We start from the raw sequence: 26,389 nt of genomic DNA on the forward strand, positions 1-26,389 counted from the left end.
GTCTCGGCGCGACTCCGGCCAACTGGTCCGGCACCCCAAGCCGCCCGGCGGACTCCATCCCTTGTATCTCCTGACCGATATCGCGATTTCCAACTGGTACTTGATCCGCCGGGAGCAGATCAGGATTCGGGGTGCCGCAGCCCTCGTCGGGCCGACCGGCGCCGGGAAGTCGACCATCTTCGATGCCGTGGGCACGGTGCTGGCCGGCAACAACGCGAGTCGCCTTGCCTTGAACGCCTCGGCCTCGGGCCGCAGCGCGCGGACCGTGCGCGACTATTGCCTCGGCTGGATCAGCGACCCGGCCGAGGGCGGGCGCCCGACGCGGGAATCCTGCGAGACGATCCTCGCCCTGACCTTCGAAAACCCCTCCTCCGGCCGGGTCGTCACCGCCGGCCTCGCCCTGGCGGCGCGGGCGGACGAGGCGAAGGAGAGCGTCCTCTCGCGCTTCATCGCCGTCGGCCACCGCTTCTCCATCGCGGATTACGCGCGCTCGAACGAGGCCGGCACCTTCACCGCGCCCTGGTCCGAGATCGCCGCCGACCTGAAGGCGAAGGCCGAGAGCTTCACCGAGTACCGCACCTCCGGCGAGCGCTTCACCGCCGATCTGCTTGGCGCCTTGCGCGAGGGCGCGCCCGCCCCGGAGCCGCGCCACTTCCTGCGCAGCTTCGCCAACGCTGTCGCGTTCAAGCCGATCTTCGACACCAGCGCTTTCGTGCGGGCCTTCGTGCTCGATCCCGAGCCGCTGAACGTCGACCGGGTGCGCCAATCCATCGCCACCTGGAAGTCGCTCCTCGACACGCTCGGCGAGTTGGAGGCGCGACTGGTCCGGTTGAAGCGCCTGCGCGACCGCTACGAGGCCTGGGGCGAGGCGGTGATCGCCTCGGCCGAGCACGAGCTGCGCGCGGCGGTGGCGGAACTGCGCCGCCGGACCCTCGATCTCACCGCCGTGCGCGAGAAGCTGCGCGAGGGCGCCGATACCCTGCGCGTCGCCCGCGAGCGCGTCACCGACAGCCGGGGCTTCGTGCGCGACATCGACCGCGAGATCGCGGAGAAGAAGGCGCTGAAGGCCGGGCAGGCGATGGGCGAGCGCCTCTCCGCCGCCGATCTCGGCCTGTCCATGCTGGAGCGCGACCGCAAGGACTTCGCCGGCCGCGTCGGCGATCTGGTCTCTCTGGTCGGGCAGATGGCGCGGCTGCAATCCGTGGCGCCCGTGCTCCGGCCGGTGGCGCCGCAGGCCGCCCGCCTCGCCGAGGCCTGCGCCCGGGCGAGCCTGCGCAAGGATACCCCGCCCGACGAGATCATGCGCTCGGACGGGCAACTGGCCGAACTGATCGAGGGCCTGTCGCGCCTCGCCCCGTTCGACGAGGCGTTGGAGCGCGCCGCCGAGGACGCTGCCCTCAAGGCTCGCAGTGCGGAGACCGAGGCCGAGCGCACCGCCCCGCGCGCCGGCGCGGGCACGGGCGCGCGGTTGTCCTCGGACACGCTGGCCTTCCGGGCCGAGTTGGAGCGCAAGGGCATCGAGGCCGTCGCCATCTGCGAGCGCGCCGAGATCGTGGACCCGACCTGGGGTCCGGCCATCGAGGCGCTGCTCGGCCGCGCCCGCGAGGCGCTGATCGTGGAGCCCGACCGGCTGGAGGACGCCTTCGGCGTCCTCCAGGCCGGACGCGACCGGTTCCACCGTTGCATCCTCGTGAAGACCACCGACACCGCCCGTCAGCGCGCGCGCCACGACGATGACGGCGCCATGTCCGTCATCGAATCGAGCGACCCCCATGCCCGCGCCTTCCTCGGCGTGCGGATCGGCGGATACGACCTCGCCCGGAACGATGCCGAACTGGCGCGGCTCTCACGCGCCGTGGCGCCGAGCGGACGCACGACGGCCGGCATGGCCTATTCGGTGACGCGCAGCGTCGACCTGATGATGACGCGCGGCCATCGCGGGCCGACGCCGGAGAGCCGCCGCGTTCACGAGAATGCGGCCGCCGAGGCGCGGCGCCTGCGCGGCGAGGCGGCGGTGCTGCGAGAGGCGGCGCGCACGGCGGCGGCGATCCGGGCCCGGATCGAGCGCGGCCTCGACGACATCGACACGCTGCGCGGAGAACTCGACGGGCTCGACGGCCGCCGCCGCTCGCTGCAGACCGAGCGCGCCGAGATCGTGAAGCGCGACACCGGCGGTCTCGACGCGGAGATCGCGGCGCTGAACGCAGAGCGCGTGGCCTACTTACGCGAACTGTCCGAGGATCTGGAGCCCAAGCTCGACCGGATGCTCGCCGACGAGGCCGCGCTCAAGGCCCGCGTCGGCACGATGCGCGAGGCCGCCCGCGCCGCCTTCGCCGCGCGGCGGGGAGCGCTGCGCCAATGCGCGGGTGGCGATGCCGCGCGGGTGCGCGTGGCGCGGATGGAGGTGTTCGACCCCACCATCGTCGCCGCCGCGCGCAAGGCGCTGTCCGGGCTCGACGCCAAGAGCGCCGGGGCGCTGGCCGCCGCCGAGCGCAACCGCGCGCGGGAGGCCGCCGAAGCGGCGCGCTCCCATGGCCGCGTGGCCGAGCGCGAGCTGGCGGAGGCCTGCGCGACATGGCGGATCGAGAATCCGCTGCGGGCCGGCGACGTGCCGGCCATCGAGGGGTTCGCCTGGGTGCGGCGGGAATACGAGGCGGTGGAGGGTCACGAGCTGCGCCGCTACCGCGATCAGGCGGCCCGCGCCGAGGCCGAGATGCGCCGCCTGATGACGGAGGATCTGCTGGCCCGCCTCGCGGACCGGTTCGAGCGCGTCCATACGCGGCTGGCGGCCCTGAACGAGCGCCTGTCCGCCCGCTCCTTCACCGGCCAGACCTACGCGTTCGAGGCGGCGGTGGATCGGCGCTACGCGGCGGTCCACGCCCTGGCGGTGGAGGCCGCGCGCTCACCGGAGGCGGCGCAGGCGCTGCTGACGGGGGAGGTGGAGGGGCCGATGGCCTCGGCGCTGGCCGAGATCACGGCGCTGATCGCGGGCGAGGAGGACGCCAGCCGGCTCGCCGATTACCGCAACTACTTCGTCTACGAGATCGGGATGAAGGACAAGGCCGGCAACCGGACGACGATGTCGGCCCGTGCCCTGCGTGGCTCCGGCGGCGAGGCGCAGGCGCCATTCTACGTGGCCATCGCGGCCTCGCTGGCGAGCGCCTACTATCCCGGCGACCGGCCTGGCGCGGAGCATCCGGGGCTCGGCCTCTGCCTGTTGGACGAGGCCTTCTCGAAGCTCGACGTGCGCAACTCTCAGGCGCTGGTCGATCTCTACCGGGCGTGGGGGCTGCAATTGCTGATCGCCGCGCCCGAGGACAAGCGCACGACCCTCACCGAGGTGATGGATACCATCGTCACGGTCTACAAGAGCCCGGACCTCACCACCGTGCGGATCGAGTCGGAGCATCCGCTCGAAGCCGCGCGGCGGGCGCTTCACGCGATCAACCCCGATCACCGGGGGATCGAAGGCTTCCGCCAGCGGGACGCCGCGGAATAGCCCGGAGGGCGCGGGGTGGCGGTTTCGCCGTCCCCGCAATCCCCGATAGTCAGTTCAGGTAGGTGCGGATCCAGTTCGGGGACAGGATCTCGCCTTCCTCGGTGATGATCCAGGGCTGCTTGGCCGGATCGGTCAGGGCACCCGCAGCGGCGGCGATCGCCTCGCGCAGGGTGCCGTACCGCTCGGGTTGCGCGAGCGGAGCGCTCGCCGGAGCCGTGCGCCAGATCGTCAGATCGGCAGGGCGTTCGAGAGCTTCGGTTTCCATGGTGGTGGACTCTTCCTTCGAGAAACGCAGACTTCGGAGTCAGACGCTGTCCCGCCGCGGACCCGGGCGGGCCAACGGCAGTACGGTGGCGGCCAATACAAGCTTCAGTGCGGCAGCTTTGAGATCAATTCGTGCCGCTTTCCCGTCGACTCCGCCTTCGCTGCGGAGGTGAGGCAGCATTGCGAGGGCTGCGACTGGAATTCGGCGCAAGATCACTGTGCTGCACTTGCGATGATAGTCACACTTGAAACATGACCAATCCGTTAGCTGCGCCGACGCGGTTGAGGTGGCTGTAGCCGAACCGCATCGGCGCATGGGGACTTGTTGACGCCCCGAACCTGAACGCGCACTTAAGGCCTCGCTCAGACGCCGTTCCCTAGCTCATCGCCTCGGAGAGACCCGTGCCGGACCGCACCCGACGCCTCGTGCTCGCGCTGGTCCTGCTCTTCCTCGGGCTGGCGGTGGTGCAACCTTACGTCACAGCCCTGCTGTACTCGGCCAGCACGCCCCGCGTGATCGCAGCGCGGGGAGACCTCGCGGAATCGGAGAAGTCGACCATCGCGCTGTTCGAGCGGGCGAGCCCGTCCGTGGTCCATGTCTTCGCCCAGGCCGCCGCGCAGGATCGCGGGCTCCTCGATATCGAGAACGAGGAGGAGGGCCAGGGCGGCGGGACGCAGACCGGGACCGGCTTCGTCTGGGATGGCGCGGGCCACGTCGTCACCAACACCCACGTCGTGCAGGCCGCCGCGCAATCGGGCGGGTCGGTCTCGGTGCGGCTCAGTTCGGGCGAGGTGGTGTTGGCGACCCTGGTTGGGATGGCGCCGTCCTACGACCTCGCCGTGCTGCGCCTGGGGCGGACCGCGCACCTGCCGCCGCCGCTGGCCATCGGCACCTCGGCCGATCTGAAGGTCGGCCAGTCGACCTTCGCCATCGGCAACCCGTTCGGCCTCGACCATACCCTCACGACCGGCGTCATCAGCGCCGTACGCCGCCGGATGCCCACCAGCGAGGGCCGCGAGGTCTCGGGCGTGATCCAGACGGATGCCGCCATCAACCCGGGCAATTCCGGCGGGCCGCTGCTCGATTCCGCCGGGCGGCTGATCGGCGTGAACACGGCCATCGTCTCGCCGTCCGGCGCCAGCGCCGGGATCGGCTTCGCCATCCCCGTCGATGTCGTCAACCGCGTCGTGCCGGAGCTGATCCGCGCCGGCCGGGTGCGCAATCCCGGCATCGGCATCATCGCCGGTCAGGAAGCGACCGCCGCGCGCCTCGGGATCGACGGCGTCGTCGTCCTGCGGGTCCTGCGCAACTCGCCCGCCGCCCAGGCCGGCATCCGTGGCGTCGACATGCAGACCGGCACGGTCGGCGACATCATCGTCTCTGCCGAGGGGCGTGAGGTCCATCGCTTGGCGGACCTGACGGCGGCGATTGCCGAGGCCGGCATCGGCGCGAGCGTGGAACTGGGTATCCTGCGGGACGGCCGGATGCGAAAGGTCCGGGTCGGCACGACGGACGTGGCGGAGAACCGGCAATGACGCGCTGCCTCGCCTTGACCCTCGCCCTTCTGTTGCCCGCACTGGCCCTCGCGGCCGAAAAGGGCAGCCAGCCCCGGCTCTGCGCCGAGGATCTGCCGGAGGGCGCGCATCTGTCGTCGGTTCCCTCCTGCGGCGCGGGTGCCCGGCAGAAGTCCCGCGCGGACGGGTTCCGCGATCTCGGCAACGGCGTATCCGTGCGGATCGGCGGTCGCGCCCAAGCCGATTATGGTGTGAGTCGCTGATGCTGATCGCCCTTGGACTGATCGGCGTCGTCGTTCTGTGGTGGCTCTCGAAGCAGAAGGGCGGCCTCGGCGCGGCCTTCGCCACCTTTCCCCGTCATCTCCTCGCCGGCTGGGCGGCGCTGGCCGCCGCCGGGTTCTTCCTGCTCCACGGCAACCTGCTGTTCGCCGCCCTGTTCGGGATCGGCGGGATCTGGAGCCTGGAGGGGCCGGAGGGGATCGGGCGGCGGTTTCGCGGCCTCGTCCCAGGGCGTTCCGTGGCCGGGCGCAGCGTGCGTAGCCGCCTCATCGCCATCGTCATCCACCCGAATGGGAGCTTCAGCGAGGGCCGCGTCCGCTCGGGTCCGCTCGGGGGCGCGCGCCTCGACGCCCTCGACCTGCCGGCGCTGACCGGGCTCCTCGCCCTCTGCCGAATGGAGGATTCGGAGGGTGCGGCGCTCCTACAGGCTTATCTCGACCGCCGGGCGCCCGGATGGCGTGTAGACGCTGAGGGTGATCGCGACGCGTGGCCGGGCGGCGCGGCGAAGCCAGGGGCGATGGCGGAGGAGGAGGCGTACCAGATCCTGGGGCTTGAGCGCGGGGCGCCCGCTGAGGAGATCCGGTCGGCCCACCGGACGCTGATGAAGCGCGCCCACCCCGACCAGGGGGGAAGTGCCGAGGGGGCGGCGCGGCTCAACGCGGCCCGGGATCGATTGCTGAACCGACATCGCTGAACTCCACGCGCGTTGCCAGGTTGCGTCCGGTCGCCGGCTTCCAATCGGGAAACCGGCCTCTCTCGCCCGCCCGGCGACGGGGCCGGAGGCGAGCCATTCGATGGTAGACGAAATGTCTTGAAGGGCCGTTGCTACCGGCGGATCAGCTGCGGGTGGCGAAGCAGCTGAAGCCGCTGCGCTTGAGCGTGACGCAGGCATCCTGCGCCGTTTCTTGCTCGGCGAAGCCGGAGAAGCGGGCACGGTAGAGCGTGGCACCGCCATGCTCGACCTTCACCGTGTAGGGCGCGGCCTTGGACAGGCTGCCGCCGACCTTGGCGCGGGCCTGGGCAAGCATGGAGCGCGCCTTGTCCTCGTCGTCCATGGCGCCGAGCTGGATCACCCAGGCGGTGGGCGTGACCTTCGAGCCGGCGAGCGGCTTCGGCGGGTCGTCGCGCTCGTTCGAGCCGACGCGGGCGACGATCTTGCCGCTGTTCGGGAAGGCGGGCTGGCTCGCCTGCGCGGCGTAGGCCTGGGCGGATTTCGGCAGGGCCCGGCTGCCCCCCGGCGTGGTCGTGCGGGCGGGGGAGATGTCCAGCGGCTCGCCGGTGGAGCTCGTGGTCTCGACGTCCTCGTCCTCGGCCGAGGCGACCTGGGTACGGGTGCGCGACACGGCATCGGCCACCACCGCCGGGCGGGCGCGCTCGGCGACCTCGACCACGGGCGGGGCCGTGCGGGCGCCGGCATAGGCGACCGGCAAGTGGGTGCGCACGAGCTTGGCCATGATCTGGTCGCGGCTGGCGCCGGAGCGGCCGCCCAGCACGATGGCGACGATCTGGTGCCCGTCGGACTTCGCCGCCGTCATCAGGTTGAAGCCCGAGTCGCGGGTGTAGCCGGTCTTGATGCCGTCCACTCCCTCGACATTGCCGAGGAGGTGGTTGTGGTTGCCGATGACCCGGCCGCGGAAGGCGAAGGAGCGGGTCTGGAAGTAGCGGTAGTAGCGCGGGAAGCGGTCCTGGATCGCGCGGGCGAGGATCGTCAGGTCGCGGGCGGTGGTGAGCTGCTCGGGGTCCGGCAGGCCGGAGGCGTTGGCGTAATGCGTGCGGCTCATGCCCAGGGCGTGGGCCTTCGCGGTCATCATCTCCGCGAAGCGCTCCTCGGAGCCGGCGATGTTCTCGCCGATGGCGCAGGCCACGTCGTTGGCGGACTTGGTGACGATCGCCTTGATCGCATCCTCGACCGAGATCGTCTGGCCGGGCCGCAGGCCGAGCTTCGACGGCGCCTGCGCGGCGGCGTGGGCGGACATGGTCAGTTCGGAATCGAGGGCGAACTTGCCGCGCTCCATCTGCTCGAACAGCATGTAGAGCGTCATCACCTTGGTGATCGAGGCCGGGTGGCGCAGGGCGTCCTCGTTCACCGCATGGAGCGTCTTGCCGGTCTTGGCATCCACGACCATCGCCGCGTAGGGCGGGTTGTAGCCGCCGCCCGTGGCGTGGCGGGCATGGGCGGCGTGCCGGTGGTGGCGACCGCGCCGCGCGTCGGCGGGTGAGGTGAGGGACGTCAGGACCGCTACCGCGACCAGCGCGGCTGGAACCGCGCGGGCCGTGAGGCCGGGAACTACAACCATACGCATGCGCCCGAACGCCCTTGCCGTGCCGGTTCCGCACCGGCCCCCGCCCCTCTCAAGGACGCCCGTCGTGGTGGTGCGCCCGCATCCCCAGAACCATGCGGCGGCGCGGTTACGGGCGGGTTAATCGGATTGGTACGGAACGCTTTTCTTGCAGCGGCGCGGGTCGCTTCCCGGTGACTTGACGGTGCCGGGGGCGGCGCACAAACTCCCATGCCGCCCGACGCATCCCAGCCCTCGCCGGAGCCGGCCCGCCGGAAGGAGGCGCCCGATGCAGAAGCCTTTCGCCACCCCCCTGCGTGGCACGGGGACGGCGATCCGCACGGCTCAGACCATCGGGCTGGAATGGCTCGATCTCGGCAAGCAGAGCTACGACGATCTCGTCGCGACGGTTGGGCGCATGGCAGCCTGCCGTAACGCCGGTGAGGTGATGACGCTGCAAGGCGCCCTCGCCCACCGGATGACGGAGCGCGCCCTCGCCCGCACGGTGGTCCTGAGCGATCAGGTCACGGCGCTTGTCGGCCAGATGCTGCGCCCGGCGGGGCCACGGCGAGAACCGTGACCGTGCCCGCGCCTGCCGACGTGTTCCGCCGCACCGGAGGGGCCTGCGCCCCGCCGCCGGGAGCGCTAAGTGCGGACACGAGCGCGCAGGCGTCTGGCGAAGTCGGCTCACGGTCTGTAGATTGGAGACCGAGCGACGAAGGTTCGGTCGGACAGCACCGATTCCACCGATCGCCAGAGAGCTTCGGGGGACGGTCTGTTCTGCCTTTAGGGATCGGTTCGACGGATATGACACGGGTCCCGATGATGGGAACGGAGCAAGTGCGGACGGGGTACGCGGTGACTGCCTCGGGTTCGAGGGAGCCCGGCGGCGACGACCGCTCGAACACCGCGATCATCACCCGCACCAAGCCGCGCACGAAGCGGCCAAGCCTTTACCGCGTCCTGCTCCTCAACGACGATTACACCCCGATGGAATTCGTGGTGCTCGTCGTGGAGCGGTTCTTCAACAAGAACCACGAGGACGCGTACCGGATCATGATGCATGTTCACCAGAACGGCGTCGGTGAGTGCGGGGTGTTCACCTACGAGGTCGCGGAGACCAAGGTGACGCAGGTCATGGACTTTGCCCGCAAGCACCAACATCCTCTTCAGTGCGTTATGGAAAAGAAATAGGCGCCGCTCGCGGTAGGCACGAAGGACAGAGGCCCGCTTTGCCAAGCTTCTCACGCAGCCTAGAACAAGCCCTTCACCGGGCGCTCGCCCTGGCCGGCGAACGCCGCCACGAATACGCGACGCTCGAACATCTGCTTCTCGCCCTGGTGGACGACCAGGACGCGGCCGCCGTGATGCGGGCCTGCAACGTCGAGATCGACACGCTGCGCCGCAGCCTCGTCGAATACGTCGACACCGAACTCTCGAACCTGACCGGTGACGGACGCCAGGACGCCAAGCCCACGGCCGGCTTCCAGCGGGTGATCCAGCGGGCGGTGATCCATGTCCAATCCTCCGGTCGCGAGGAAGTGACGGGGGCGAACGTGCTCGTGGCGATCTTCGCCGAGCGCGAGAGCCACGCCGCCTACTTCCTGCAAGAGCAGGACATGACCCGCTACGACGCGGTGAACTACATCAGCCACGGCATCGCCAAGCGCCCCGGCGCCAGCGACTCGAAGCCGGTGCGCGGGGCCGAGGACGAGGGTCCGCCCGAGCGCCCGAGCGACGAGGGCGAGGCGCGCGGCACCAAGAAGAAGGGCGACGCGCTGGACGCCTACTGCGTCAACCTCAACAAGAAGGCACGCGACGGCAAGATCGACCCGCTGATCGGCCGCCACGCCGAGGTGGAGCGCACGATCCAGGTTCTCTGCCGCCGCCAGAAGAACAACCCGCTGCTGGTGGGCGACCCTGGCGTCGGCAAGACCGCCATCGCGGAGGGCCTTGCCCGCAAGATCATCCAGCACGAGGTGCCGGAGGTTCTGGCCGAGGCGACCGTGTTCTCCCTCGACATGGGCACGCTGCTCGCCGGCACCCGCTACCGGGGCGACTTCGAGGAACGCCTCAAGCAGGTGATGAAGGAGATCGAGGCGCACCCGAACGCCATCATGTTCATCGACGAGATCCACACGGTGATCGGCGCCGGTGCGACCTCCGGCGGCGCGATGGATGCCTCGAACCTCCTGAAGCCGGCTTTGGCTTCGGGGACGCTGCGCTGCATCGGCTCGACCACCTACAAGGAGTACCGCCAGTACTTCGAGAAGGACCGCGCCCTGGTGCGCCGGTTCCAGAAGATCGACGTCAACGAGCCGTCGATCCCGGATGCGATCGAGATCGTGAAGGGTCTGCGCCCGTATTTCGAGGAGTTCCACAAGCTCAAGTACACGACCGACGCCGTGAAGGCGGCGGTGGAGCTGTCGGCCCGCTACATCAACGACCGCAAGCTGCCGGACAAGGCGATCGACGTGATCGACGAGACCGGCGCCTCGCAGATGCTGGTGCCGGAGGCGCGCCGCAAGCGGACCATCGGCGTCAAAGAGATCGAGGCGACCATCGCCACGATGGCCCGCATCCCGCCGAAGACCGTCTCGAAGGACGACGCGGTGGTTCTCCAGAACCTGACCGAGAGCCTGAAGCGGGTGGTCTACGGCCAGACCGGCGCCATCGAGGCGCTGACCTCGGCGATCAAGCTGGCCCGCGCCGGCCTGCGCGACCCGGACAAGCCCATCGGCTCGTACCTGTTCGCGGGTCCGACCGGCGTCGGCAAGACCGAGGCGGCCAAGCAATTGGCGGCGTCGCTGGGCGTCGAGATGCTGCGCTTCGACATGTCGGAGTACATGGAGCGGCACACCGTCTCGCGGCTGATCGGCGCGCCTCCCGGCTATGTCGGGTTCGACCAGGGCGGCCTGCTCACCGATGGCATCGACCAGCACCCGCATTGCGTGCTGCTGCTCGATGAGATCGAGAAGGCCCACCCGGACCTGTTCAACATCCTGTTGCAGGTGATGGACCACGGCAAGCTGACCGACCACAACGGCAAGCAGGTCGATTTCCGCAACGTCATCATCATCATGACGTCGAACGCGGGCGCCTCGGATCTCGCGAAGTCGGCCTACGGCTTCACGCAGACCAAGCGCTCGGGGGACGATGTGGAGGCGATCAACCGCCTGTTCGCGCCGGAATTCCGCAACCGGCTCGATGCGATCATCTCGTTCGGCCACCTGCCGAAGGAAGTGGTGGCCAAGGTGGTCGACAAGTTCGTGCTTCAGCTCGAAGCCCAGCTCGCCGACCGCAACGTCACCATCGAGCTGTCGGACGAGGCCCGCGACTGGCTCGTGGAGCATGGCTACGATGACGCGATGGGCGCCAGGCCCATGGCTCGCCTGATCCAGTCCACGATCAAGACGCCGCTCGCCGACGAGGTGCTGTTCGGCAAGCTGAAGGATGGCGGCGCCGTGAAGGTCGTCGTCCGCAAGCCGGAGGACGAGGAAGCCAAGGCCGGCGAGAAGGAATCGCTGACCTTCGAGTTCCCGGCCGGTCCGGCCATGCCGAAGCCCGAGAAGGATGTCGCCAACGCGGCCAAGCGCAAGCGCGCGAAGCCCCGGTCGGTGACGCGCAAGAAGTCGCCCAAGGACGACAAGGGCGGCGGCGGTTCGGGCGGCGGCGTGAAGACCGTGCCCAAAGTGCCTCTCGTCCGGGCGTGATGATCGTCCGGCCGGGGCACGGGCTTCCGGTCGCCGATCACCCGGTCTATGACCCCCGCGACGCGCATGCGCCGCGGGGAGGAGGCGCCCGATGAACGATGACCTGCGGGAAGGCCCCCTCTCGACGGTGCCGCGTGATGCGACTGCCCAGAAGCAGAAGCCTTCCGGCCGGGAACTGCGCCGCCAGCGCCGCCGTCGTCGGCGTAAGGGCGAGGAAATTCTGGCCTGGGTGCTGGTGCCGCTGATCTGCTTCGGCATCTACTGGAGCGTCACGGCCGGCTTCGAGTTCATGGGAACATCGCCCGGCCAGGTCTGGGACCAGCTGATGCAGGTTAAGGCGATGATGGAGAAGCGGCGCACCTGACGCGGTTCGGCCCGCGCCGCACGAGGCGGGATCCGACACCATGATCACGCGCCGATCGACCCTTGGGGCGCTGGCCCTGATGCCCGCGATCGTGCGGGCGGAGACCGGCCCCATCGCTGTCGTCGGCGCGGGCGCGGCGGGCCTTGCGGCGGCGGAGGCGCTGCGCCGGGCGGGACACCCGGTCGTGATCCTCGAAGCGCGAGACCGGATCGGCGGTCGCGCTCATACCGACCACTCGCTGGGACCGGATGCGTCCTTCGATGCGGGCGCGCAATACATCCACTGGGCCGAACGGAACCCCTGGGCCGCCATCGCCCGGCAGGACGGCGCGACGTTTAACGATCAGGAAGGCTGGGCGCGCACCCTGTTCATCGACGGACGGCCCGCGACCGAGGCAGAGCGCGTCCGCCGCCGCGCCGGATTCTCGGGACTCGACGCCATCCTGGTGCCCAAGGGCGCGGACATGTCCCTCGCTGACGAGGCAAAGCTCGCCGGCCCCGAGGCGGAAGTGGCGACCTCCGGCCTGAGCCGCTTGTCCCTGGGCGAGGATCCCGGCCGCGTCTCGGCGGCCGATTACGACCGCCTGTGGTCGGGCACCGATCTCTGGGTGGATGGCTACGGCGACCTCGTGTCCCGGCACTTCGCCGCCCTGCCGGTTCGGCTGAACTGCCCCGTCCTGAGCCTCGACTGGTCGGGTCGGGGTGTACGGCTCAACACGGCTTCCGGCACGCTCGACGCAACCGCCGCCATCGTGACCGTGCCGGTCGGTGTGCTGAAGAGCGGCACGCTCGCCTTCGCCCCCGCCCTGCCCTCGCTGACACAAGCGGCGCTCGATGGGTTGTCGATGGGGGCCTACACCAAGATCGCCCTTCGCCTCGATCCCGGAAAGGTCGATCCGAAGGCCCTCGGTGACGCCGTGAGCGTCGCCCATGACGGGCCGACGATCTATTTCGAGATGGGTCCGTTCGGCCACGCCGTGGCGGTTGCCAATCTCGGCGGGGATCTCGCCCGCGACCTCTGCCGCGCCGGCGAGGCGGCGGCCGTCGCCCTCGCCACCGAACGGCTCGCCGCGATCCTCGGCGCCAAGGCCTCGGGCGCGGTGACGGGCGGGCGCCTCGCGGGGTGGTGGACCGATCCGTACGCGCGCGGATCCTATTCCATCGCGGCGCCGGGCCGAGCGGGAGCCCGCGACGCCCTTCGCGCGCCGATCGGCGAGCGCATCTTCCTGGCGGGCGAAGCCTTGGCCGGGGGCGGCGCCATGACGGTCGGCGGCGCGACCCTCGACGGTGAGCGCGCCGCCCGCGAACTGCTCAAACGGCTCCCGGCCTGACCCGTCAGTCTCGCCGAAGCACGTGGACGCTGAACAACGCCTCCGGGTCGGTCCAGGCCGTCACCGATTGCCAGCCGGCGCGGGCGGCGAGCGCCTTGAAGCTGTCGAGCGTGTACTTGTAGCTGCTCTCTGTGTGGATCGACTCGCCCTCGCGGAAGGCGAAGCTGTCACCGCCGATGCGCACGGTCTGGTCCTTGCACGAGACGAGATGCATCTCGATCCGTGAGGCCTCCGTGTTGAAGACGGCCTCGTGGCGAAACGCGTCGAGGTCGAAATCCCCGCCGAGCTCGTGGTTGATGCGCTTCAGCAGGTTCATGTTGAACGCGGCCGTCACGCCGGCGGCGTCGTCATAGGCCGCTTCGAGGCGGGCGGTATCCTTCACGAGGTCGACGCCGAGGATCAGGAGCGCATCCGGCCCCAGGATCGCGCCGAAGCTGTCGAGCAGCGTGCGCGCCTCATCGGGCTCGAAATTGCCGACCGTCGAACCGGGGAAGAAGCCGGCCCGCGGCGCCATGCCGGTCGTATCGGGCAGGGCGAAGGGCTTGGTGAAGTCGGCCACGACGGGCTCGACCGACAGGCCCGGGAAATCCGTGCGCAGCGTCTGCGCCTGCGCGGCCAGGAACTCACCGGAGACATCCACCGGCACATAGGCCGCGAGGTCGGGGAGATGGCGCAGCAGGCGCCGGAGCTTGGCGGTCGAGCCGCTGCCGAACTCGACCAGCGCCGCCTGCTTCGGCAGATAGGACGCGATGTCGTCGCCGCGCGCATCGAGGATGCCGACCTCGGTCCGCGTCGGGTAATATTCCGGCAGGGCCGTGATCTGCTCGAACAGCTCCGAGCCGGCGGCATCGTAGAAGTACTTCGGCGAGAGGGTCTTGCGCGGCTGCGAAAGGCCGGCGCGGACATCGGCCAGGAAGGTGGGATCGGCCGCGACGGCCTCGGGGAAAGTCGGATTGACGGTCACGGCGAACTCCGGGTCACGAACGGGATGGCGAGGCGCCGCACGAACGGGCGGCGCGCCGGTCAGGACAGCGGCTCGGCCAGACGCAGCCCGGTGAATTGCCAACGCTGATGGGGGTAGAAGAAGTTGCGATAGGTCGGTCGCGCATGCCCATCGGGCGTTGCCACCGACGAGCCGCGCAGCACGAACTGGTTCGACATGAACTTGCCGTTGTACTCACCGAGCGCGCCCGGCAGCGGCCGGTAGCCGGGATAGGCAAGGTAGGCGCTCCGGGTCCATTGCCAGACGAGGCCGTAGGCGTCGGGCAGGTCGCCGTTGCGGGCGGCTACTTCCCATTCGAACTCGGTCGGCAGGACGTTGCCCGCCCAGCGGGCATAGGCATCCGCCTCGTAGTAGCTCACATGGGTGACGGGGGCGTCGGGATCGACCGCCTTGGGGCCGGCGAGGCTCGCCTGCACCCAGCCACCCTCGTGCCGCCGCCAGTAGCCGGGCGCCTCCCAGCCCTGGGCCTGGCCCGCATACCATCCGTCCGACAGCCAGAGGTCCTGACGCGCGTAGCCGCCATCCTCCATGAAGGCGAGCCAGTCGCGGTTGCGCACCAGCGCCCGGTCGATCCGCACCGGAAGGATCAGGCTGTCATGCCGGGGCGATTCGTTGTCGTAGGAGAAGCCCTCGCCCTCGTGGCCGATGGCGGTGATGCCGTGCTCCAGCGACACCGTCCCGGTCTCCGACGACGCGTCGGGGAAACGCCAGGAGGGGTCGTAGACCGGATCGAGCGGGTTCTGCGCGAAGGCATGCAGGATGTCGGTCCAGAGCAGTTCCTGATGCTGCTGCTCATGGTAGAGCCCGATCTCGAGGATCGGCAGGATGTCGGCGAGCGCCTTGTCCGAGGCTTGGCCGAGCAGCGCCTCGACGGCGCGGTCGACATGCGCCCGGTAGCCCGCCACCTCGTCGCAGGTCGGCCGGGTGATCAGCCCACGCTGCGTGCGCGGCTGGCGCGGCCCGGCGGCCACGTAATAGGAGTTGAACAGGTAGTGCAGGCGCGGGTCGTGGATCGCGTAGCCCGGCAGATGCTCGGCGAGCAGGAACTGCTCGAAGAACCACGTCACGTGCGCCCGGTGCCACTTGGTCGGGCTCGCATCCTCCATGGACTGGATCTGCTGATCCTCCGGGGAGAGCGGCGCGGCCCGCCGCTCCGTCTCCGCGCGCACCGCCCGAAAGGCGGCGATCCAGGCTTGGCGGTCGATGGGCCTTGCGCCGACATGCGGCGGCGGAAAGGCCGGACGCGGAGCGCCGGACCGATGGTCCATGGGGATTGCGGCGGTGGCGGCCATGCGATCCTTCCCTCTCGATCAGATCCCGAAGGAGAGTTTTCTCGCCCTGAGGCGTGCCGGGGCACATAGTCTCCCAAATAGGGGCTGCAACCGTAGCGCGGCGATTGTGTTCAGCTTGACGATGGTGGCCAGTGGATTGACGGGATGGCGGGCCTTTCTCTCGCCGCTTTGAGACGGCCTTAACCAGCGAACCGGATGGTCGTTATCCGTTCAGAGGGGAGAAGAGAGCGTTGCGATGCGGATCGACCTGATGGCCGGTGCCGGATTGTCCCTCGCCCCGGTCGGCGCGGCGCCGGAGCCGACGATCCTCGTGTTCGATTCCGGCCTCGGCGGACTCACCGTCCTCGATGCCGTGCGGCGGGCGCGGCCCGACGCGCGCTATGTCTACGCCGCCGACGACGCGGCCTTTCCCTACGGTCGCCTGTCCGAAGCCGACCTCGTTGCGCGGGTGCTCGACGTGATGGGCCAGCTCATCGCGGTTCACCGGCCGGACCTCGTGGTCATCGCCTGCAACACCGCTTCGACGCTCGTCCTGCCCGCTCTGCGGCAGCGCTTCTCCACACCTTTCGTCGGCGTCGTGCCCCCGATCAAGCCGGCGGCGGCCACGACCCGCAGCGGTCTCATCACCTTGCTGGCGACGCCCGGCACGGTGGCGCGATCCTACACGCGCGACCTCATCGCGACCTTCGCCTCCGCCTGCGCCGTCACCCTGGTGGGCTCGCGCAACCTCGCCGCCTTCGCCGAGGCGGAAATGGCCGGGGCTCCCGTGGACGACGCGACGCTCGCGGCCGAGATCGCCCCCTGCTTCGTGACCGGCGAGAACGATCGGCGGACGGATGTCGTCTGCCTGTCCTGCACCCATTACCCGCTTCTGTTGCCGCGCCTGCGGGCGCTCGCCCCCTGGCCGGTGACATGGATCGACCCCGCCCCGGCCATCGCCCGGCGGGTCGTGCAACTGATCGGGCCGGGCTCCCGCACGGAGGCGCACGGCGTGCTCGCCGCCTTCACCGCCGGCACCAGCCTGACGGCGCCGCTGCGCGACAGCCTCACGCTTCGGGGCATCAATGAAGTCACCGTCGAGGCGATGCCCCTGCGTATGCAGTAACATCCTGAGCCTTTGAGATCTTAACGGTGTTTTAGGAAGGCTGCGCTCACGCTTCCCGCTCTTGGGAGGGGCTGGGCATGCTCGAACATGGCGGCGGATTGGCCGGGCGGGACCGGGCGCCGGGAGCCGCCGAGCGCTTCCTCTCCAAGGCCGTGGCGCATCGCGAGGCGGGCCGGCTCGACAAGGCGCGTCGGAACCTCGGCCGCGTCCTCGACATGGCGCCGGACCACGCGAACGCGCGCTACGAACTCGGCCTGCTCGTCAGCCGCAGCGAGGGTGCCGCCGCCGCGATCCCGCATTTCGCCGCCGCCCTCAAGGGCGCGCAGACCAACGCCGCCTGCTGGCTTGCCCTGATCGGCGCCCTGCTCGAAGCGCAGCGCCTGCGGGAGGCCCGGGCGGTTGCCGAGCGGTTCCGCGCGTCGGGCCTCGCTACCGCAACGGCCAAGGCGGTCGCGGTGCTGGTCGAGCGCGCCGTCGCCTTCGGCCGCGCCTACTACGACGAACAAGATTTCGCGAGCGCGGAAGCCTTCCTCGACCTGGCCATCGCCCTCGACGACACGCACCCCGACGCGACCTTCCTCGCGGGCGCCGTCGCGGCCCGGACGAACCGGCTGCAGATGGCGTTCGACCTCATCAGCATCGCCATCTACCGCACCCCCGACCGCGCGCTGTATTTTGCCGGCCTCGGCGCCCTGCTGACGATGATGGAGGATTTGGACGGCGCCCTCTCCGCGTTGGAAAAGGCGCTTGAGCTAGACCCCGGCCTCGCCGTCGCCCATTCGAACATCGCGGGCTTCCTGCACAAGCGCTCGCGCTTCGCCGAGGCGATGCATCACGCCGACCGGGCGCTCGAGATCGATCCGAATTGTGCCGCGGCCTATGTCAATCGCGGACAGGTCCTGAAGAGCCTCGGTCGCCTGCACGAAAGCATCGCGGCGATGGACCGGGCCATCGCACTGGCGCCGCGCGATATCGCCGCCCATTCGAACCGGCTCTTCACCAAGCTCTACGCGGGCGACATCCCGGCCGAGGAATATGCCGCCGACGCACGCGCCTTCGGAGCGTTCTTCGCGGATCCGCTGCTGCGGCGGCGCGCCTTCCCGAACGACCGGGATCCGAACCGGAAGCTGAAGGTCGGCTTCGTCTCGGCCGACCTGTGTTCCCACGCGGTGGCACGCTTCCTGGAACCCTTCCTCGAGAAGTTCGACCGCGCCGCCTTCGAGACCCACGCCTACATGGCGCGCGCGGCCGAGGACGGCCTGTCGCTGCGGATGAAGCCGCTGTTCGACCATTGGCTGAACATCGCCGGCATCTCCGACGACGCCGCGGCCGACCGGATCGAAGCCGACCGGATCGATATCCTGGTGGACCTGTCGGGCCACAGCGCCGGCCACCGGCTCCTCGTCTTCGCCCGCAAGCCCGCGCCGATCCAGGTGACGTGGATGGGCCACCCGGCCACGACCGGCTTGGCCGCCATGGATTACCGCCTCACCGACACCGTGCAGGACGGCGAGACATGCGATGCCTTGCACACCGAGGAGTTGTGGCGCCTGCCGCGCGTCTCGGCGACCTACCGCCTCGCCGACGAGACGCCGCCGGTACGCGAGCGGCCTCCGTTCGCCGATAACGGCTTCATCACCTTCGGCGTCCTGAACCGCTTCGAGAAAGTGAGCGACGCCGCGCTCCGGGCCTGGGGCCGCATCCTCGCCGGCGTTCCGGACGCGCGGCTCTTCATGGTGGTGGGCGACATCGATACCCCGGAGGTCCGGGCGCAGGTCGATGAGCGGCTGACCCAGGCCGGGATCGATCCCGACAGGATGATCCTGCAACCGCGCGTGACGAGCGGCTATTTCGAGCTGTACCACAACGTCGATATCGCGCTCGATCCGTTCCCGTATAACGGCGGCACCACGAGTTGCGACACGCTGAGCATGGGCGTGCCGCTCGTGACCCTGTGCGGCGCGACGGCGCCGGAGCGCGCCGGCGCCGTGGTGCTCGGCGCCGTCGATCTCGAGGAACTCGTCGCGACGACCGAGGATGGTTACGTCGCGACGGCCGTCGCCCTCGCCACGGACCCGGAGCGCCTGACCCGCCTCCGCCAGGGCTTGCGCGAGCGGCTGCTCGCCAGCCCCATGATGGACCATGCCCGGCTCGCGGATGAGGTCGGGAAGGCATTTCGCGCGATGTGGACCCGGTGGGCGACAGGTGAGCCATGCGCGCGCAGGTAAAGGATCCGGCCGAGGCGAGCCCTCGACGCAAGCGCAAGACCGCGGCAGCGGGCGCGCCCTCCCCGCTTCTCGACGACGCCCTGGCCGAACGCCTCGCCGCCGCCGCCCGCGACCCCGCCCTGCTCCGCGAGACGCCCGCGCCTCGCCCGACCGGGCCGGTCTACGTCACCAAGCCGTTCCTGCCGCCCTACGCCGAATTCGAGCCGATGCTGCGGGAGATCTGGGACCGGAAGGTGCTCACCAATGGCGGGCCGTTCCACCAGGAGTTCGAACGGCGCTTGGCCGAGTATCTCGGCGTGCCGCACGTGGCGCTGTTCAACAACGCGACCACCGCGCTCATCATGGCGCTGCGCGCCGTGGGCCTCTCGTCGGGCGAGGTGATCACAACGCCCTACTCGTTCGTCGCGACCTCACACGCGCTGATGTGGAGCGGGCTCACCCCCGTCTTCGCGGATATCGATCCGATCACCCTCAACCTCGATCCGAGGGCGGTGGAGGCCGCGATCACCCCCCGGACCCGCGCGATCCTGCCCGTTCACTGCTACGGGTATCCCTGCGACGTCTCCGGCCTCCACGCCATCGCTGACCGGCACGGGCTGAAGGTCGTCTACGATGCCGCCCATGCCTTCGGCGTGAAGGATGCCGGCGGCTCGATCCTGCGGTACGGAGATCTGTCCGTCCTGAGCTTCCATGCGACGAAGGTGTTCAACACCTTCGAGGGGGGCGCCATTATCTGCCGTGACGCGGCACGCAAGGAGCAGATCGACAAGCTCAAGAACTTCGGCCACGACGGCGAGACGTGCGTCATCGAAGTCGGCCTCAACGGCAAGATGAGCGAGTTCAACGCCGCGCTCGGCCTCCTGCAACTGCGCTACATCGATAACGTCATCGATCGGCGCGGCGCCATCGACGCCGCGTACCGGGCCGGGCTCGCCGGCATCCCCGGTATCGCCTGCCTCGACGGAATCGGCGCGGTGCGGGCGAACTACTCGTATTTCCCCATCCTCGTCGGGCCGGATTACGCGACGCCCCGCGATACCCTTTGGGAAATCCTGAAGCAGGACGGCATCCACACCCGCCGCTACTTCCATCCGCTGATCTCGGACCATCCGATGTATGCGGGCCTGCCGAGCGCCGGTCGCGCCGGCTTGCCCCACGCGGCGCGGGCCGCCGACCGGATCCTCTGCCTGCCGATCTATCCCGATCTGGAACCCGACGTGATCGCCAGGACAATCGCCCGCATCGCCGATCCGCTGCGCCGGTGACCGGCTATGCGGGTCGCGATCATGCAGCCTTATCTGTTTCCCTATATCGGCTACTTTCAATTGATAGCCGCCGTGGATCACTTTGTGATCTACGATACGGTGAAGTACACCAAGAAGGGCTGGATCAACCGCAACCGCTTCCTGCGGAACGGTGAGCCTATTACCTTCACCCTGCCGCTCGCGAAGGGCTCGGACGATCTCGACATCGTCGAACGTCACGTCGCACCGGACTTCGCACCGGACAAGCTCTGCGCACAGATCGCGGGTGCCTACCGCCGGGCACCGCATATTCGGGAAACGATGCCCCTCGTCGAAGCGGTGTTGCACCACCGCGCCGGGAACCTGTTCCTGCATCTGCGCGAAAGTCTGATCCGCGTTACCGAACATCTTGAGATCGCCACGCCCCTCATCACGGCGTCCGAGCTCGAAGGCGGCACGGATTTGCGGCGGCAGGATCGCGTGCTCGGCCTTTGCGAGCGCCTCTCGGCCACGACCTACGTCAACCCGATCGGCGGAACGGCGCTCTACGATCCGTGCGAGTTCGAGGCGCGCGGGATTTCGCTGCGCTTTCTCAAGGCCCGGCTGGCACCTTATCCTCAGTTCGACGGGCCGTTCGTGCCCTGGCTGTCCATCATCGATGTGCTGATGTTCAACGGACGGGAGGGGACGCGCGACTTGCTGAATGCATGCGATCTCCTTTCCGCGGCCGATGTGACCTGAGCGCCATGCCGTTGCGCTTCGCCCGCGATCTGTCGGCGGCGGATGAGATTGCCCGGCATCTTCAGGTCTGCTCCTCGTCCTTTGTCCCTCCCCTCCATTCCCGCGTCGCGATTCCAGTTTACGCCGCCAAGCTGGCCGAGCGGGCCGAACGATTCGAGGCCTGGGACGGACCGCGCTTGATCGGACTGGTGGCGATCTATCGCGCGAACGAGACCCGACAGGCCTTCGTCAGCAACGTCAGCGTCGAGCCGGCCTTCGCCCGCCAGGGGATCGCGCGAAGGCTTCTCGCCTCGGCCATCGCTCACGTGCGGCAAGACGCGACTTCCATCGCACTTGAAGTCCACCGACTCGCTCCGGCACTTGCCCTTTATCGCGCATTCGGTTTTCGAGAGGAGAGCGCGTCCGACAATGCAATCAAACTTCGATTGCAATTCTGATCGCTTCAGAAGCGGCGACTGTTGACGTTGCGGCAGCACCCACCCTTTCGCCTCATCCTGAGATTCTGGCCGGAGAGGTCGCGTCCGCCTCCGTCATTGCGAGGAACGAAGCAATCCAGGGACGCTCCACAATTGGAAGCGACTCGCCCGCCCCTGGATTGCTTCGCTCACGCTCGCAAAGACGGTGAGGTGTGAGGCGACGTCGCGACTTTTTCGGTCGGGCTCGGAGGTGCCCGCGTCAGCGGGCCTCGAAGGATGGCTCCAGGGATCGCGCGGCAGGTTGGAACCCTCCTTCGAGGCCGACGCTGCGCGCCGGCACCTCAGGATGAGGGCGGGAGAAGGGAGATGGATTGAGCCGTAAAATCTGAAGCGCTCTTCGAAAACCTCGGCTCATGCGGCGCGGGTTCTTGCCAAGCTGCCGATTCGCCAGACTTCGAGAGGGGTCCACGGCGTGGCATGGTATCGAGCGTGAACACCCCTTGCTCCGCCCTCCCCCGGCCGCTACTGAAGTGGCGGTTTCTGTCGGGGGCCCTGTCGTCGTTCAACGAGCAGAGTCGTGGCAGAAGCCAAATGGCTGTTCCCGATGAATAGCTTGGGCCTGTAGCTCAATGGTTAGAGCCGACCGCTCATAACGGTCTGGTTGTAGGTTCGAGTCCTACCGGGCCCACCATTCATCAGTTGAATTGCTGTAATTGCCTATCGTTCACCGAGCAAACAGCCGCGCGTCCGCCGCTCGTTGCCTGGTCAGGGTAGTCCTTACCGGTCCGAAACGTGCCGGGCCGGCTTGAACTGCACGACGACGACCTGAGATTCTAGGGTCTCGGTGTCCGTCTTCGCCATGCGCCCGAAGGTGTGCTCCCATTTGAGGATCGTCACATTGTCGGCGAGTGGCTGCGGCGGCCGTTGGGCCACCTTGCTGCGCTTCCTCGCGGCGGCGCCGATCCACCGCAGGATCAAGGCATTGCCGGCGTCGAACGACGGATCGGCCGCATTCAGGATGATGCTGCGCCTCAGGGACATCGAGGTGCGGCGTTTTTGGCCTCGAAAAATCATGCTCGCTTCTCGGGTCAGCGCAATCCTCGCCCCGTGACTTAGCCGATCATCAAGACTTCGTGGACCAGTCCATATGGACTGGTCTACAAGACGCGACGGCGCCTCCGCGTTTGCTCTACACAAGGCTCGGCATGGCGCAGCAAGCGATCCTCATCATCGATGACCACGCGCTGTTCCGCTCGGGCATCGTGTCGATGCTCTCGACGGCGTTCGCCCGCATTCCGATCTTCGACAGTGCCTCGCTTCACGAGGCGCTCGCCATCGATACGATCGTGCCGACGGTGATTCTTCTCGACATACAGCTGCCCGGAACGAGCGGCCTCACCGGGATGGTCCTGCTTCAGCGACGCTGGCCCGCCGCCAGGATCATCGTGGTGTCCGCGCTGGATATGCCGGACACGGTCGAAGCCGCGCTGGCTCAGGGCGCCTACGCGTTCCTCTCCAAGACGGACAGGCCCGACCGAATGATGAGCGTCCTGCGCGAGATGCTGGACAACGCTCCGGCCGTCCCGCCGCCCAGTGGTCCGGTCTGCCCATCGCTGACGCCCCGGCAGGCGGAGGTGCTTGCCCTCGTCGGGCGCGGCCTGTCCAACAAGATGATCGGCCGCCAGCTCGGGCTGTCGGAACATACGGTGCGCGGCCACGTGCAGGGCTTGTTGACGGTCCTGGCTGTCACGCGGCGGGCGGAGGCCGTGTTCAAGGCCCAGCAGCTCGGGTTGATCCGATGACGCGGTCGCGGGACCACAGGATCACCGCCGAGGAGTTGCGGCTGGTCCTCGACGGCGTCACGCAGTCGGTCGCCGTGGGCTTCCTCGTTTCGACGCTGATGCTCGCGGTGCTGTGGACGCTGGCTTCGCACACCCTGCTCCTCGGCTGGTACGGTGCCTTCCTCGCCGAGCGACTATCGGCGGCGGCCTTCGCGCGCCGGGCGCGGCACAGCGTGGACCGGCCCGATAAGGCCCGCTCGATCGAGCGCATCGTGTTCCTCAGCAAGATTCTCGAGGGTTCGATCCTTGGGTCGCTGATCTGGATCGCGCTGCCCCTTCAGGTGCCTGCGGTCAGCATCCTGACGATGTCGCTGCTCGGCGCCACCTGCAGCAACGGCGTCTCGCTACTGGCACCGCGACGCCACCTCTACCTCGCGCTCGTCCTGCCCATTGCCGCAATCGCCTCCGGGACGCTCTGGTCGCTCGGCGGCGCTCCCTATCGCGCGCTGGCGATCTGTTCGGTCCTCTTCGTCGTGGGGCAATATGGGCAGGTCGTCCTCGCGAGCCGCCGCGTCCGGGAATCGATCGAGCTCCGCTTCGAGAACACCAATCTGGTCGAGCAGCTGCGCGAGGAAACGGCCGCCGCCCACGCGGCCCGGCGCGATGCCGAGCACGCCAATTCCGCGAAATCGCAATTCCTCGCTGCCGCCGGCCACGATCTGCGGCAGCCCGTCCACGCGCTGGGCTTGTTCCTTCAGGCGCTGAGCCAGACCCATCTGGCCGAAGCGCAGCGGCGCATCCTGCGCAGCGCCCAGGCCGCGAACGTCGCCTCGACGGACATGCTCAACACGCTGCTCGATTTCTCCCGCGTGGAAGCCGGGGTCGTCACGCCTCGCCCGAAAGCCATCGAGCTCCAGCCGTTGCTCGACAAGATCGAGAACGATCTCGCCCATCTGGCCGATGCCAAGCGCCTGATCTACCGGACGCCGCAGACCGATCTGATGGTCGTGTCGGACCCCGCGCTGCTCGAGCTGATCCTGCGCAACCTCATCCTCAATGCCATCCGCTATACCGAGCGCGGCGGCGTTCTCATCGGCTGCCGGCGCAGGGGCGCCCACGTCTCCATCGAAATCTACGATACGGGGATCGGCATTCCCGACGACAAGCAGGAGGATGTGTTTCGCGAATTCTACCAGCTCGGCAACCCGGAACGGGATCGGCACAAGGGACTCGGGTTGGGCCTCGCCATCGCGCGGGGGCTGTCCGCCTCGCTGGGGCATGCGCTCTCCCTCTCGTCGAAGGTGAATAGCGGCAGCGTCTTCCGCATCCTCGTCCCCCGGACGTTCGAGACGGCCGACGCGGGCGACGGAGAGATGATCGCGCTCGACGACGGCTCGCTGAGCGGGGCGCGGATCCTGATCGTCGATGACGATGCCATCGTGCGCGACGCGATGGTGGCGCTGCTCACCGGCTGGGGCTGTGAGTGCCGTGCCTTCGAGGATCCAGCCGACGTCGCGCGGCATCCCGCCTCTGAACCTCCGCCGGATGTCTTGATCTGCGACTACCGCCTGCGTCACGACCAGACCGGCGCCGACGCCATAGCGACCCTGCGGCGGCATTGGAGCCGCCAGATCCCCGCGATCCTCATCACCGGCGACACGGCACCGGCGCGCCTGCGGGAGGCCTTGGACAGCGGAATTCCCCTAGTCCACAAGCCGGTCCGCCCGGAAATGCTCCGCTCCGCCCTGCTGGCGATGCTGCCGGTGAAACAGCCCCCGTCGAGCGGCGAGCGGGAATCCCTCGATGAAGTTGCGACCTGAGCGACCTGCCTGCGGACCGAACGGCACCATGGGTTTATTCCGGTCAATCACCCGTGCATGGTGATCGCGGGCGCCGGAGCGCGGCCACGGGACTGCGCAGGCTCGTCGAAACGGGCCGCGTGATCCCGCGATCGGGAGGGTTCTGATGGATCGTCGTGTGCTGCTGGCCGGCGCCGGCTCTTTGGCCGCCTGGACCGCGCTGAAGCCCCGTTCCGCTTCCGCCGCCGGCGACAGGACGCCCATCGTGCTCTGGCACGCGATGTCCGGGGCGAACGGCGAGGAGGTCGAACGCCTCGCGCGGGATTTCAACGCCAGCCAGTCCGAGGTCACGCTGGAGGCCGTGTTCAAGGGCACCTACCCGGAGACCCTGACGGCGGCCATCGCCGCCTATCGCGCCGGGAAGGCGCCGCACATCGTCCAGATCTTCGAGGTTGGCACCGGAACGATGCTGCAGGCGGGTCCGGCCATCAAGCCGGCGTGGAAGCTCGCGGAGGAAACCGGGCTCGCCCTCGACCCCAACGCCTACATTCCCGGCGTGCGCGGCTATTACAGCCTGCCGGACGGCAAGCTCGCCTCCATGCCGTTCAACTCCTCGACGGCGGTGATGTGGTACAACCGCGACGCCTTCGAGAAGGCCGGGCTCGACCCTGACACGCCGCCTGCCACCTATGACGACTTCGCCAAGGCGGCCCGCGCCCTGGCCTCCAAGGCGGCAACGCCCATCGCCAGCACCTCCGCCTGGATGACGTGGATCCAGTTCGAGGAATACGCCGCCATCCAGAACCTGCCCTACGCCACCGAGGGCAACGGCTATGACGGGCTCGGCGCGCAACTGCTCATCAATACGAAGCCCTTCGTCGATCAGCTTCAGCGCTTCATGGACCTCTCGAAGGACGGCGCCTTCAAGTATGCCGGCCGCGACACGGCGCCGGACGCGATCTTCTATTCCGGGCAGGCCGCGATCGGCTTCGGCTCGTCCTCGGGCCGCGCCGACATCGTGAAGAACGCCAAGTTCCGCTACGCCGAGGCGTTCCTGCCGACAGAGCCCGCGCTGAATCCGAAGCCGAACAACTCGATCATCGGCGGCGCGAGCCTCTGGGCGATGACTGCGCCCAAGCGCACCGAGGCCGAGTACAAGGCAGTCTCGGCCTTCTATGCCTTCATCGCCAAGCCCGAGCAGGTCGCCCTCTACGCGCAGCACACGGGCTACGTCCCCGTGACCGGCGCCGGCTACGAGGCGACGAAGCAGGCCGGCTATTTCGAGACGAACCCCGGCACCGACGTGCCGGCGCGGCAGCTGGCGCGGGGTGAACTCACCCCGAACTCGCGGGGGCTTCGGCTCGGCCGCCTGCCGGAGATCCGGGTGATCCTCTACGAGGAGATCGAGAAGGCGCTTCAGGGCCAACAGGGTGCGCAGGCCGCCATGGACAGCGCCGTCGCCCGCGGGAACCGCGTGCTGCGCGAGTTCCAGAAATCCGCTCGCGGCTGACGCGGCGGATCGGAAGGCTCCGCGCCG

At 68.9% G+C, this 26,389-nt stretch carries 22 protein-coding genes and 1 tRNA gene; 18 read left to right on the top strand and 5 right to left on the bottom strand.

From position 1 onward, the window contains the following. Positions 1 to 61 precede the first annotated feature (61 nt). On the top strand, positions 62 to 3,499 hold the full coding sequence (locus tag ACS5Q7_RS10475; protein WP_478339250.1) for an SbcC/MukB-like Walker B domain-containing protein: 3,438 nt from the start codon (positions 62 to 64) through the stop codon (positions 3,497 to 3,499). A gap of 49 nt (positions 3,500 to 3,548) precedes the next feature. On the opposite strand, the gene ACS5Q7_RS10480 is transcribed toward ACS5Q7_RS10475, so the two are convergent. Further along, positions 3,549 to 3,764 carry a hypothetical protein gene (locus tag ACS5Q7_RS10480; RefSeq protein WP_147909957.1) on the bottom strand — a complete coding sequence of 72 codons (216 nt, stop codon included), beginning with the start codon at positions 3,762 to 3,764 and terminating at the stop codon, positions 3,549 to 3,551. Positions 3,765 to 4,165: 401 nt separating this feature from the next. Here ACS5Q7_RS10480 and ACS5Q7_RS10485 point away from each other — a divergent pair, with 401 nt between their 5' ends. The 3 genes from ACS5Q7_RS10485 to ACS5Q7_RS10495 are packed head-to-tail and all read left to right on the top strand — an operon-like array spanning position 4,166 to position 6,251. Beyond that, positions 4,166 to 5,299 (top strand): S1C family serine protease, encoded by a 1,134-nt coding sequence (locus tag ACS5Q7_RS10485; RefSeq protein ID WP_478339251.1) that lies wholly within the window; start codon positions 4,166 to 4,168, stop codon positions 5,297 to 5,299. Beyond that, positions 5,296 to 5,541, top strand: coding sequence for a hypothetical protein (locus tag ACS5Q7_RS10490; RefSeq protein ID WP_478339252.1), 246 nt, complete (start codon positions 5,296 to 5,298; stop codon positions 5,539 to 5,541). Before ACS5Q7_RS10485 ends, ACS5Q7_RS10490 begins: the two co-directional genes overlap by 4 nt. Then, complete coding sequence (locus ACS5Q7_RS10495) at positions 5,541 to 6,251, top strand: J domain-containing protein (protein WP_478339253.1); 711 nt, start codon at positions 5,541 to 5,543, stop codon at positions 6,249 to 6,251. Before ACS5Q7_RS10490 ends, ACS5Q7_RS10495 begins: the two co-directional genes overlap by 1 nt. A 142-nt stretch (positions 6,252 to 6,393) precedes the next feature. Here the strand turns inward: ACS5Q7_RS10495 and ACS5Q7_RS10500 are convergent, their stop codons facing one another. Beyond that, positions 6,394 to 7,860 carry an SPOR domain-containing protein gene (locus ACS5Q7_RS10500; RefSeq protein WP_478339254.1) on the bottom strand — a complete coding sequence of 489 codons (1,467 nt, stop codon included), beginning with the start codon at positions 7,858 to 7,860 and terminating at the stop codon, positions 6,394 to 6,396. Between the two features lie 265 nt (positions 7,861 to 8,125). Here ACS5Q7_RS10500 and ACS5Q7_RS10505 point away from each other — a divergent pair, with 265 nt between their 5' ends. From ACS5Q7_RS10505 to ACS5Q7_RS10525, 5 genes are all read left to right on the top strand, one after another. Further along, positions 8,126 to 8,416, top strand: coding sequence for a phasin family protein (locus tag ACS5Q7_RS10505; protein WP_478339255.1), 291 nt, complete (start codon positions 8,126 to 8,128; stop codon positions 8,414 to 8,416). Positions 8,417 to 8,661: 245 nt separating this feature from the next. Continuing rightward, the gene (gene clpS, locus ACS5Q7_RS10510) at positions 8,662 to 9,030 is read left to right on the top strand and encodes an ATP-dependent Clp protease adapter ClpS (protein WP_478339402.1); all 369 of its coding nucleotides are present in this window, start codon (positions 8,662 to 8,664) and stop codon (positions 9,028 to 9,030) included. Between the two features lie 38 nt (positions 9,031 to 9,068). Then, positions 9,069 to 11,549, top strand: a complete 2,481-nt coding sequence (gene clpA, locus ACS5Q7_RS10515; protein WP_478339256.1) for an ATP-dependent Clp protease ATP-binding subunit ClpA — start codon at positions 9,069 to 9,071, stop codon at positions 11,547 to 11,549. Positions 11,550 to 11,640: 91 nt separating this feature from the next. Continuing rightward, on the top strand, positions 11,641 to 11,913 hold the full coding sequence (locus tag ACS5Q7_RS10520) for a hypothetical protein (protein ID WP_478339257.1): 273 nt from the start codon (positions 11,641 to 11,643) through the stop codon (positions 11,911 to 11,913). A gap of 40 nt (positions 11,914 to 11,953) precedes the next feature. Further along, positions 11,954 to 13,243: a flavin monoamine oxidase family protein gene (locus ACS5Q7_RS10525; protein WP_478339258.1), complete on the top strand. Its 1,290-nt coding sequence runs from the start codon at positions 11,954 to 11,956 to the stop codon at positions 13,241 to 13,243. Positions 13,244 to 13,247: 4 nt separating this feature from the next. Here the strand turns inward: ACS5Q7_RS10525 and egtD are convergent, their stop codons facing one another. Both egtD and egtB read right to left on the bottom strand, forming a co-directional pair. After that, positions 13,248 to 14,207 carry an L-histidine N(alpha)-methyltransferase gene (gene egtD, locus ACS5Q7_RS10530; protein WP_478339259.1) on the bottom strand — a complete coding sequence of 320 codons (960 nt, stop codon included), beginning with the start codon at positions 14,205 to 14,207 and terminating at the stop codon, positions 13,248 to 13,250. Positions 14,208 to 14,266: 59 nt separating this feature from the next. Further along, a complete protein-coding gene (gene egtB, locus ACS5Q7_RS10535; RefSeq protein WP_478339260.1) occupies positions 14,267 to 15,538 on the bottom strand; it encodes an ergothioneine biosynthesis protein EgtB in 1,272 nt (423 codons plus the stop codon). 235 nt (positions 15,539 to 15,773) lie between these two features. Here egtB and murI point away from each other — a divergent pair, with 235 nt between their 5' ends. From murI to ACS5Q7_RS10565, 6 genes are all read left to right on the top strand, one after another. Beyond that, positions 15,774 to 16,643 carry a glutamate racemase gene (gene murI / locus ACS5Q7_RS10540; RefSeq protein WP_478339261.1) on the top strand — a complete coding sequence of 290 codons (870 nt, stop codon included), beginning with the start codon at positions 15,774 to 15,776 and terminating at the stop codon, positions 16,641 to 16,643. Between the two features lie 77 nt (positions 16,644 to 16,720). Next, on the top strand, positions 16,721 to 18,871 hold the full coding sequence (locus tag ACS5Q7_RS10545) for a tetratricopeptide repeat protein (RefSeq protein ID WP_478339262.1): 2,151 nt from the start codon (positions 16,721 to 16,723) through the stop codon (positions 18,869 to 18,871). Continuing rightward, positions 18,856 to 20,136: a DegT/DnrJ/EryC1/StrS family aminotransferase gene (locus tag ACS5Q7_RS10550; protein WP_478339263.1), complete on the top strand. Its 1,281-nt coding sequence runs from the start codon at positions 18,856 to 18,858 to the stop codon at positions 20,134 to 20,136. The genes ACS5Q7_RS10545 and ACS5Q7_RS10550 overlap by 16 nt, the downstream gene beginning before the upstream one ends. 6 nt (positions 20,137 to 20,142) lie before the next feature. Beyond that, a complete protein-coding gene (locus tag ACS5Q7_RS10555) occupies positions 20,143 to 20,856 on the top strand; it encodes a WbqC family protein (protein WP_478339264.1) in 714 nt (237 codons plus the stop codon). A 5-nt stretch (positions 20,857 to 20,861) separates the two neighbouring features. Then, the gene (locus tag ACS5Q7_RS10560) at positions 20,862 to 21,293 is read left to right on the top strand and encodes a GNAT family N-acetyltransferase (protein ID WP_478339265.1); all 432 of its coding nucleotides are present in this window, start codon (positions 20,862 to 20,864) and stop codon (positions 21,291 to 21,293) included. Positions 21,294 to 21,887: 594 nt separating this feature from the next. Beyond that, positions 21,888 to 21,963, top strand: a tRNA-Ile gene (locus ACS5Q7_RS10565). An 86-nt stretch (positions 21,964 to 22,049) separates the two neighbouring features. On the opposite strand, the gene ACS5Q7_RS10570 is transcribed toward ACS5Q7_RS10565, so the two are convergent. Next, entirely contained in the window at positions 22,050 to 22,346 is a 297-nt protein-coding gene (locus ACS5Q7_RS10570) for a hypothetical protein (RefSeq protein ID WP_478339266.1), read from the bottom strand. A 131-nt stretch (positions 22,347 to 22,477) separates the two neighbouring features. Between ACS5Q7_RS10570 and ACS5Q7_RS10575 the strand changes: the two genes are divergently transcribed. The 3 genes from ACS5Q7_RS10575 (at position 22,478) to ugpB (ending at position 26,362) form a co-directional block, all read left to right on the top strand. After that, complete coding sequence (locus tag ACS5Q7_RS10575) at positions 22,478 to 23,074, top strand: response regulator (RefSeq protein ID WP_478339267.1); 597 nt, start codon at positions 22,478 to 22,480, stop codon at positions 23,072 to 23,074. Further along, entirely contained in the window at positions 23,071 to 24,873 is a 1,803-nt protein-coding gene (locus ACS5Q7_RS10580; protein WP_478339268.1) for an ATP-binding response regulator, read from the top strand. The genes ACS5Q7_RS10575 and ACS5Q7_RS10580 overlap by 4 nt, the downstream gene beginning before the upstream one ends. A 145-nt stretch (positions 24,874 to 25,018) precedes the next feature. After that, positions 25,019 to 26,362: a sn-glycerol-3-phosphate ABC transporter substrate-binding protein UgpB gene (ugpB, locus tag ACS5Q7_RS10585; protein ID WP_478339269.1), complete on the top strand. Its 1,344-nt coding sequence runs from the start codon at positions 25,019 to 25,021 to the stop codon at positions 26,360 to 26,362. Positions 26,363 to 26,389 lie beyond the last annotated feature (27 nt).

Source organism: Methylobacterium sp. Gmos3 (assembly GCF_056430985.1).

Bases quoted from the DNA above. Each gene is read 5' to 3' on its own strand.
- ACS5Q7_RS10570 (WP_478339266.1), bottom strand. From the start codon at position 22,346: ATGATTTTTCGAGGCCAAAAACGCCGCACCTCGATGTCCCTGAGGCGC.
- ACS5Q7_RS10560 (WP_478339265.1), top strand. From the start codon at position 20,862: ATGCCGTTGCGCTTCGCCCGCGATCTGTCGGCGGCGGATGAGATTGCC.
- ACS5Q7_RS10575 (WP_478339267.1), top strand. From the start codon at position 22,478: ATGGCGCAGCAAGCGATCCTCATCATCGATGACCACGCGCTGTTCCGC.
- clpS (WP_478339402.1), top strand. From the start codon at position 8,662: ATGGGAACGGAGCAAGTGCGGACGGGGTACGCGGTGACTGCCTCGGGT.
- ACS5Q7_RS10525 (WP_478339258.1), top strand. From the start codon at position 11,954: ATGATCACGCGCCGATCGACCCTTGGGGCGCTGGCCCTGATGCCCGCG.
- ACS5Q7_RS10580 (WP_478339268.1), top strand. From the start codon at position 23,071: ATGACGCGGTCGCGGGACCACAGGATCACCGCCGAGGAGTTGCGGCTG.
- murI (WP_478339261.1), top strand. From the start codon at position 15,774: ATGCGGATCGACCTGATGGCCGGTGCCGGATTGTCCCTCGCCCCGGTC.
- ACS5Q7_RS10545 (WP_478339262.1), top strand. From the start codon at position 16,721: ATGCTCGAACATGGCGGCGGATTGGCCGGGCGGGACCGGGCGCCGGGA.
- ACS5Q7_RS10550 (WP_478339263.1), top strand. From the start codon at position 18,856: ATGCGCGCGCAGGTAAAGGATCCGGCCGAGGCGAGCCCTCGACGCAAG.
- ACS5Q7_RS10490 (WP_478339252.1), top strand. From the start codon at position 5,296: ATGACGCGCTGCCTCGCCTTGACCCTCGCCCTTCTGTTGCCCGCACTG.
- ACS5Q7_RS10480 (WP_147909957.1), bottom strand. From the start codon at position 3,764: ATGGAAACCGAAGCTCTCGAACGCCCTGCCGATCTGACGATCTGGCGC.
- ACS5Q7_RS10500 (WP_478339254.1), bottom strand. From the start codon at position 7,860: ATGCGTATGGTTGTAGTTCCCGGCCTCACGGCCCGCGCGGTTCCAGCC.
- egtB (WP_478339260.1), bottom strand. From the start codon at position 15,538: ATGGCCGCCACCGCCGCAATCCCCATGGACCATCGGTCCGGCGCTCCG.
- ACS5Q7_RS10555 (WP_478339264.1), top strand. From the start codon at position 20,143: ATGCGGGTCGCGATCATGCAGCCTTATCTGTTTCCCTATATCGGCTAC.
- ACS5Q7_RS10505 (WP_478339255.1), top strand. From the start codon at position 8,126: ATGCAGAAGCCTTTCGCCACCCCCCTGCGTGGCACGGGGACGGCGATC.
- ugpB (WP_478339269.1), top strand. From the start codon at position 25,019: ATGGATCGTCGTGTGCTGCTGGCCGGCGCCGGCTCTTTGGCCGCCTGG.
- ACS5Q7_RS10520 (WP_478339257.1), top strand. From the start codon at position 11,641: ATGAACGATGACCTGCGGGAAGGCCCCCTCTCGACGGTGCCGCGTGAT.
- ACS5Q7_RS10495 (WP_478339253.1), top strand. From the start codon at position 5,541: ATGCTGATCGCCCTTGGACTGATCGGCGTCGTCGTTCTGTGGTGGCTC.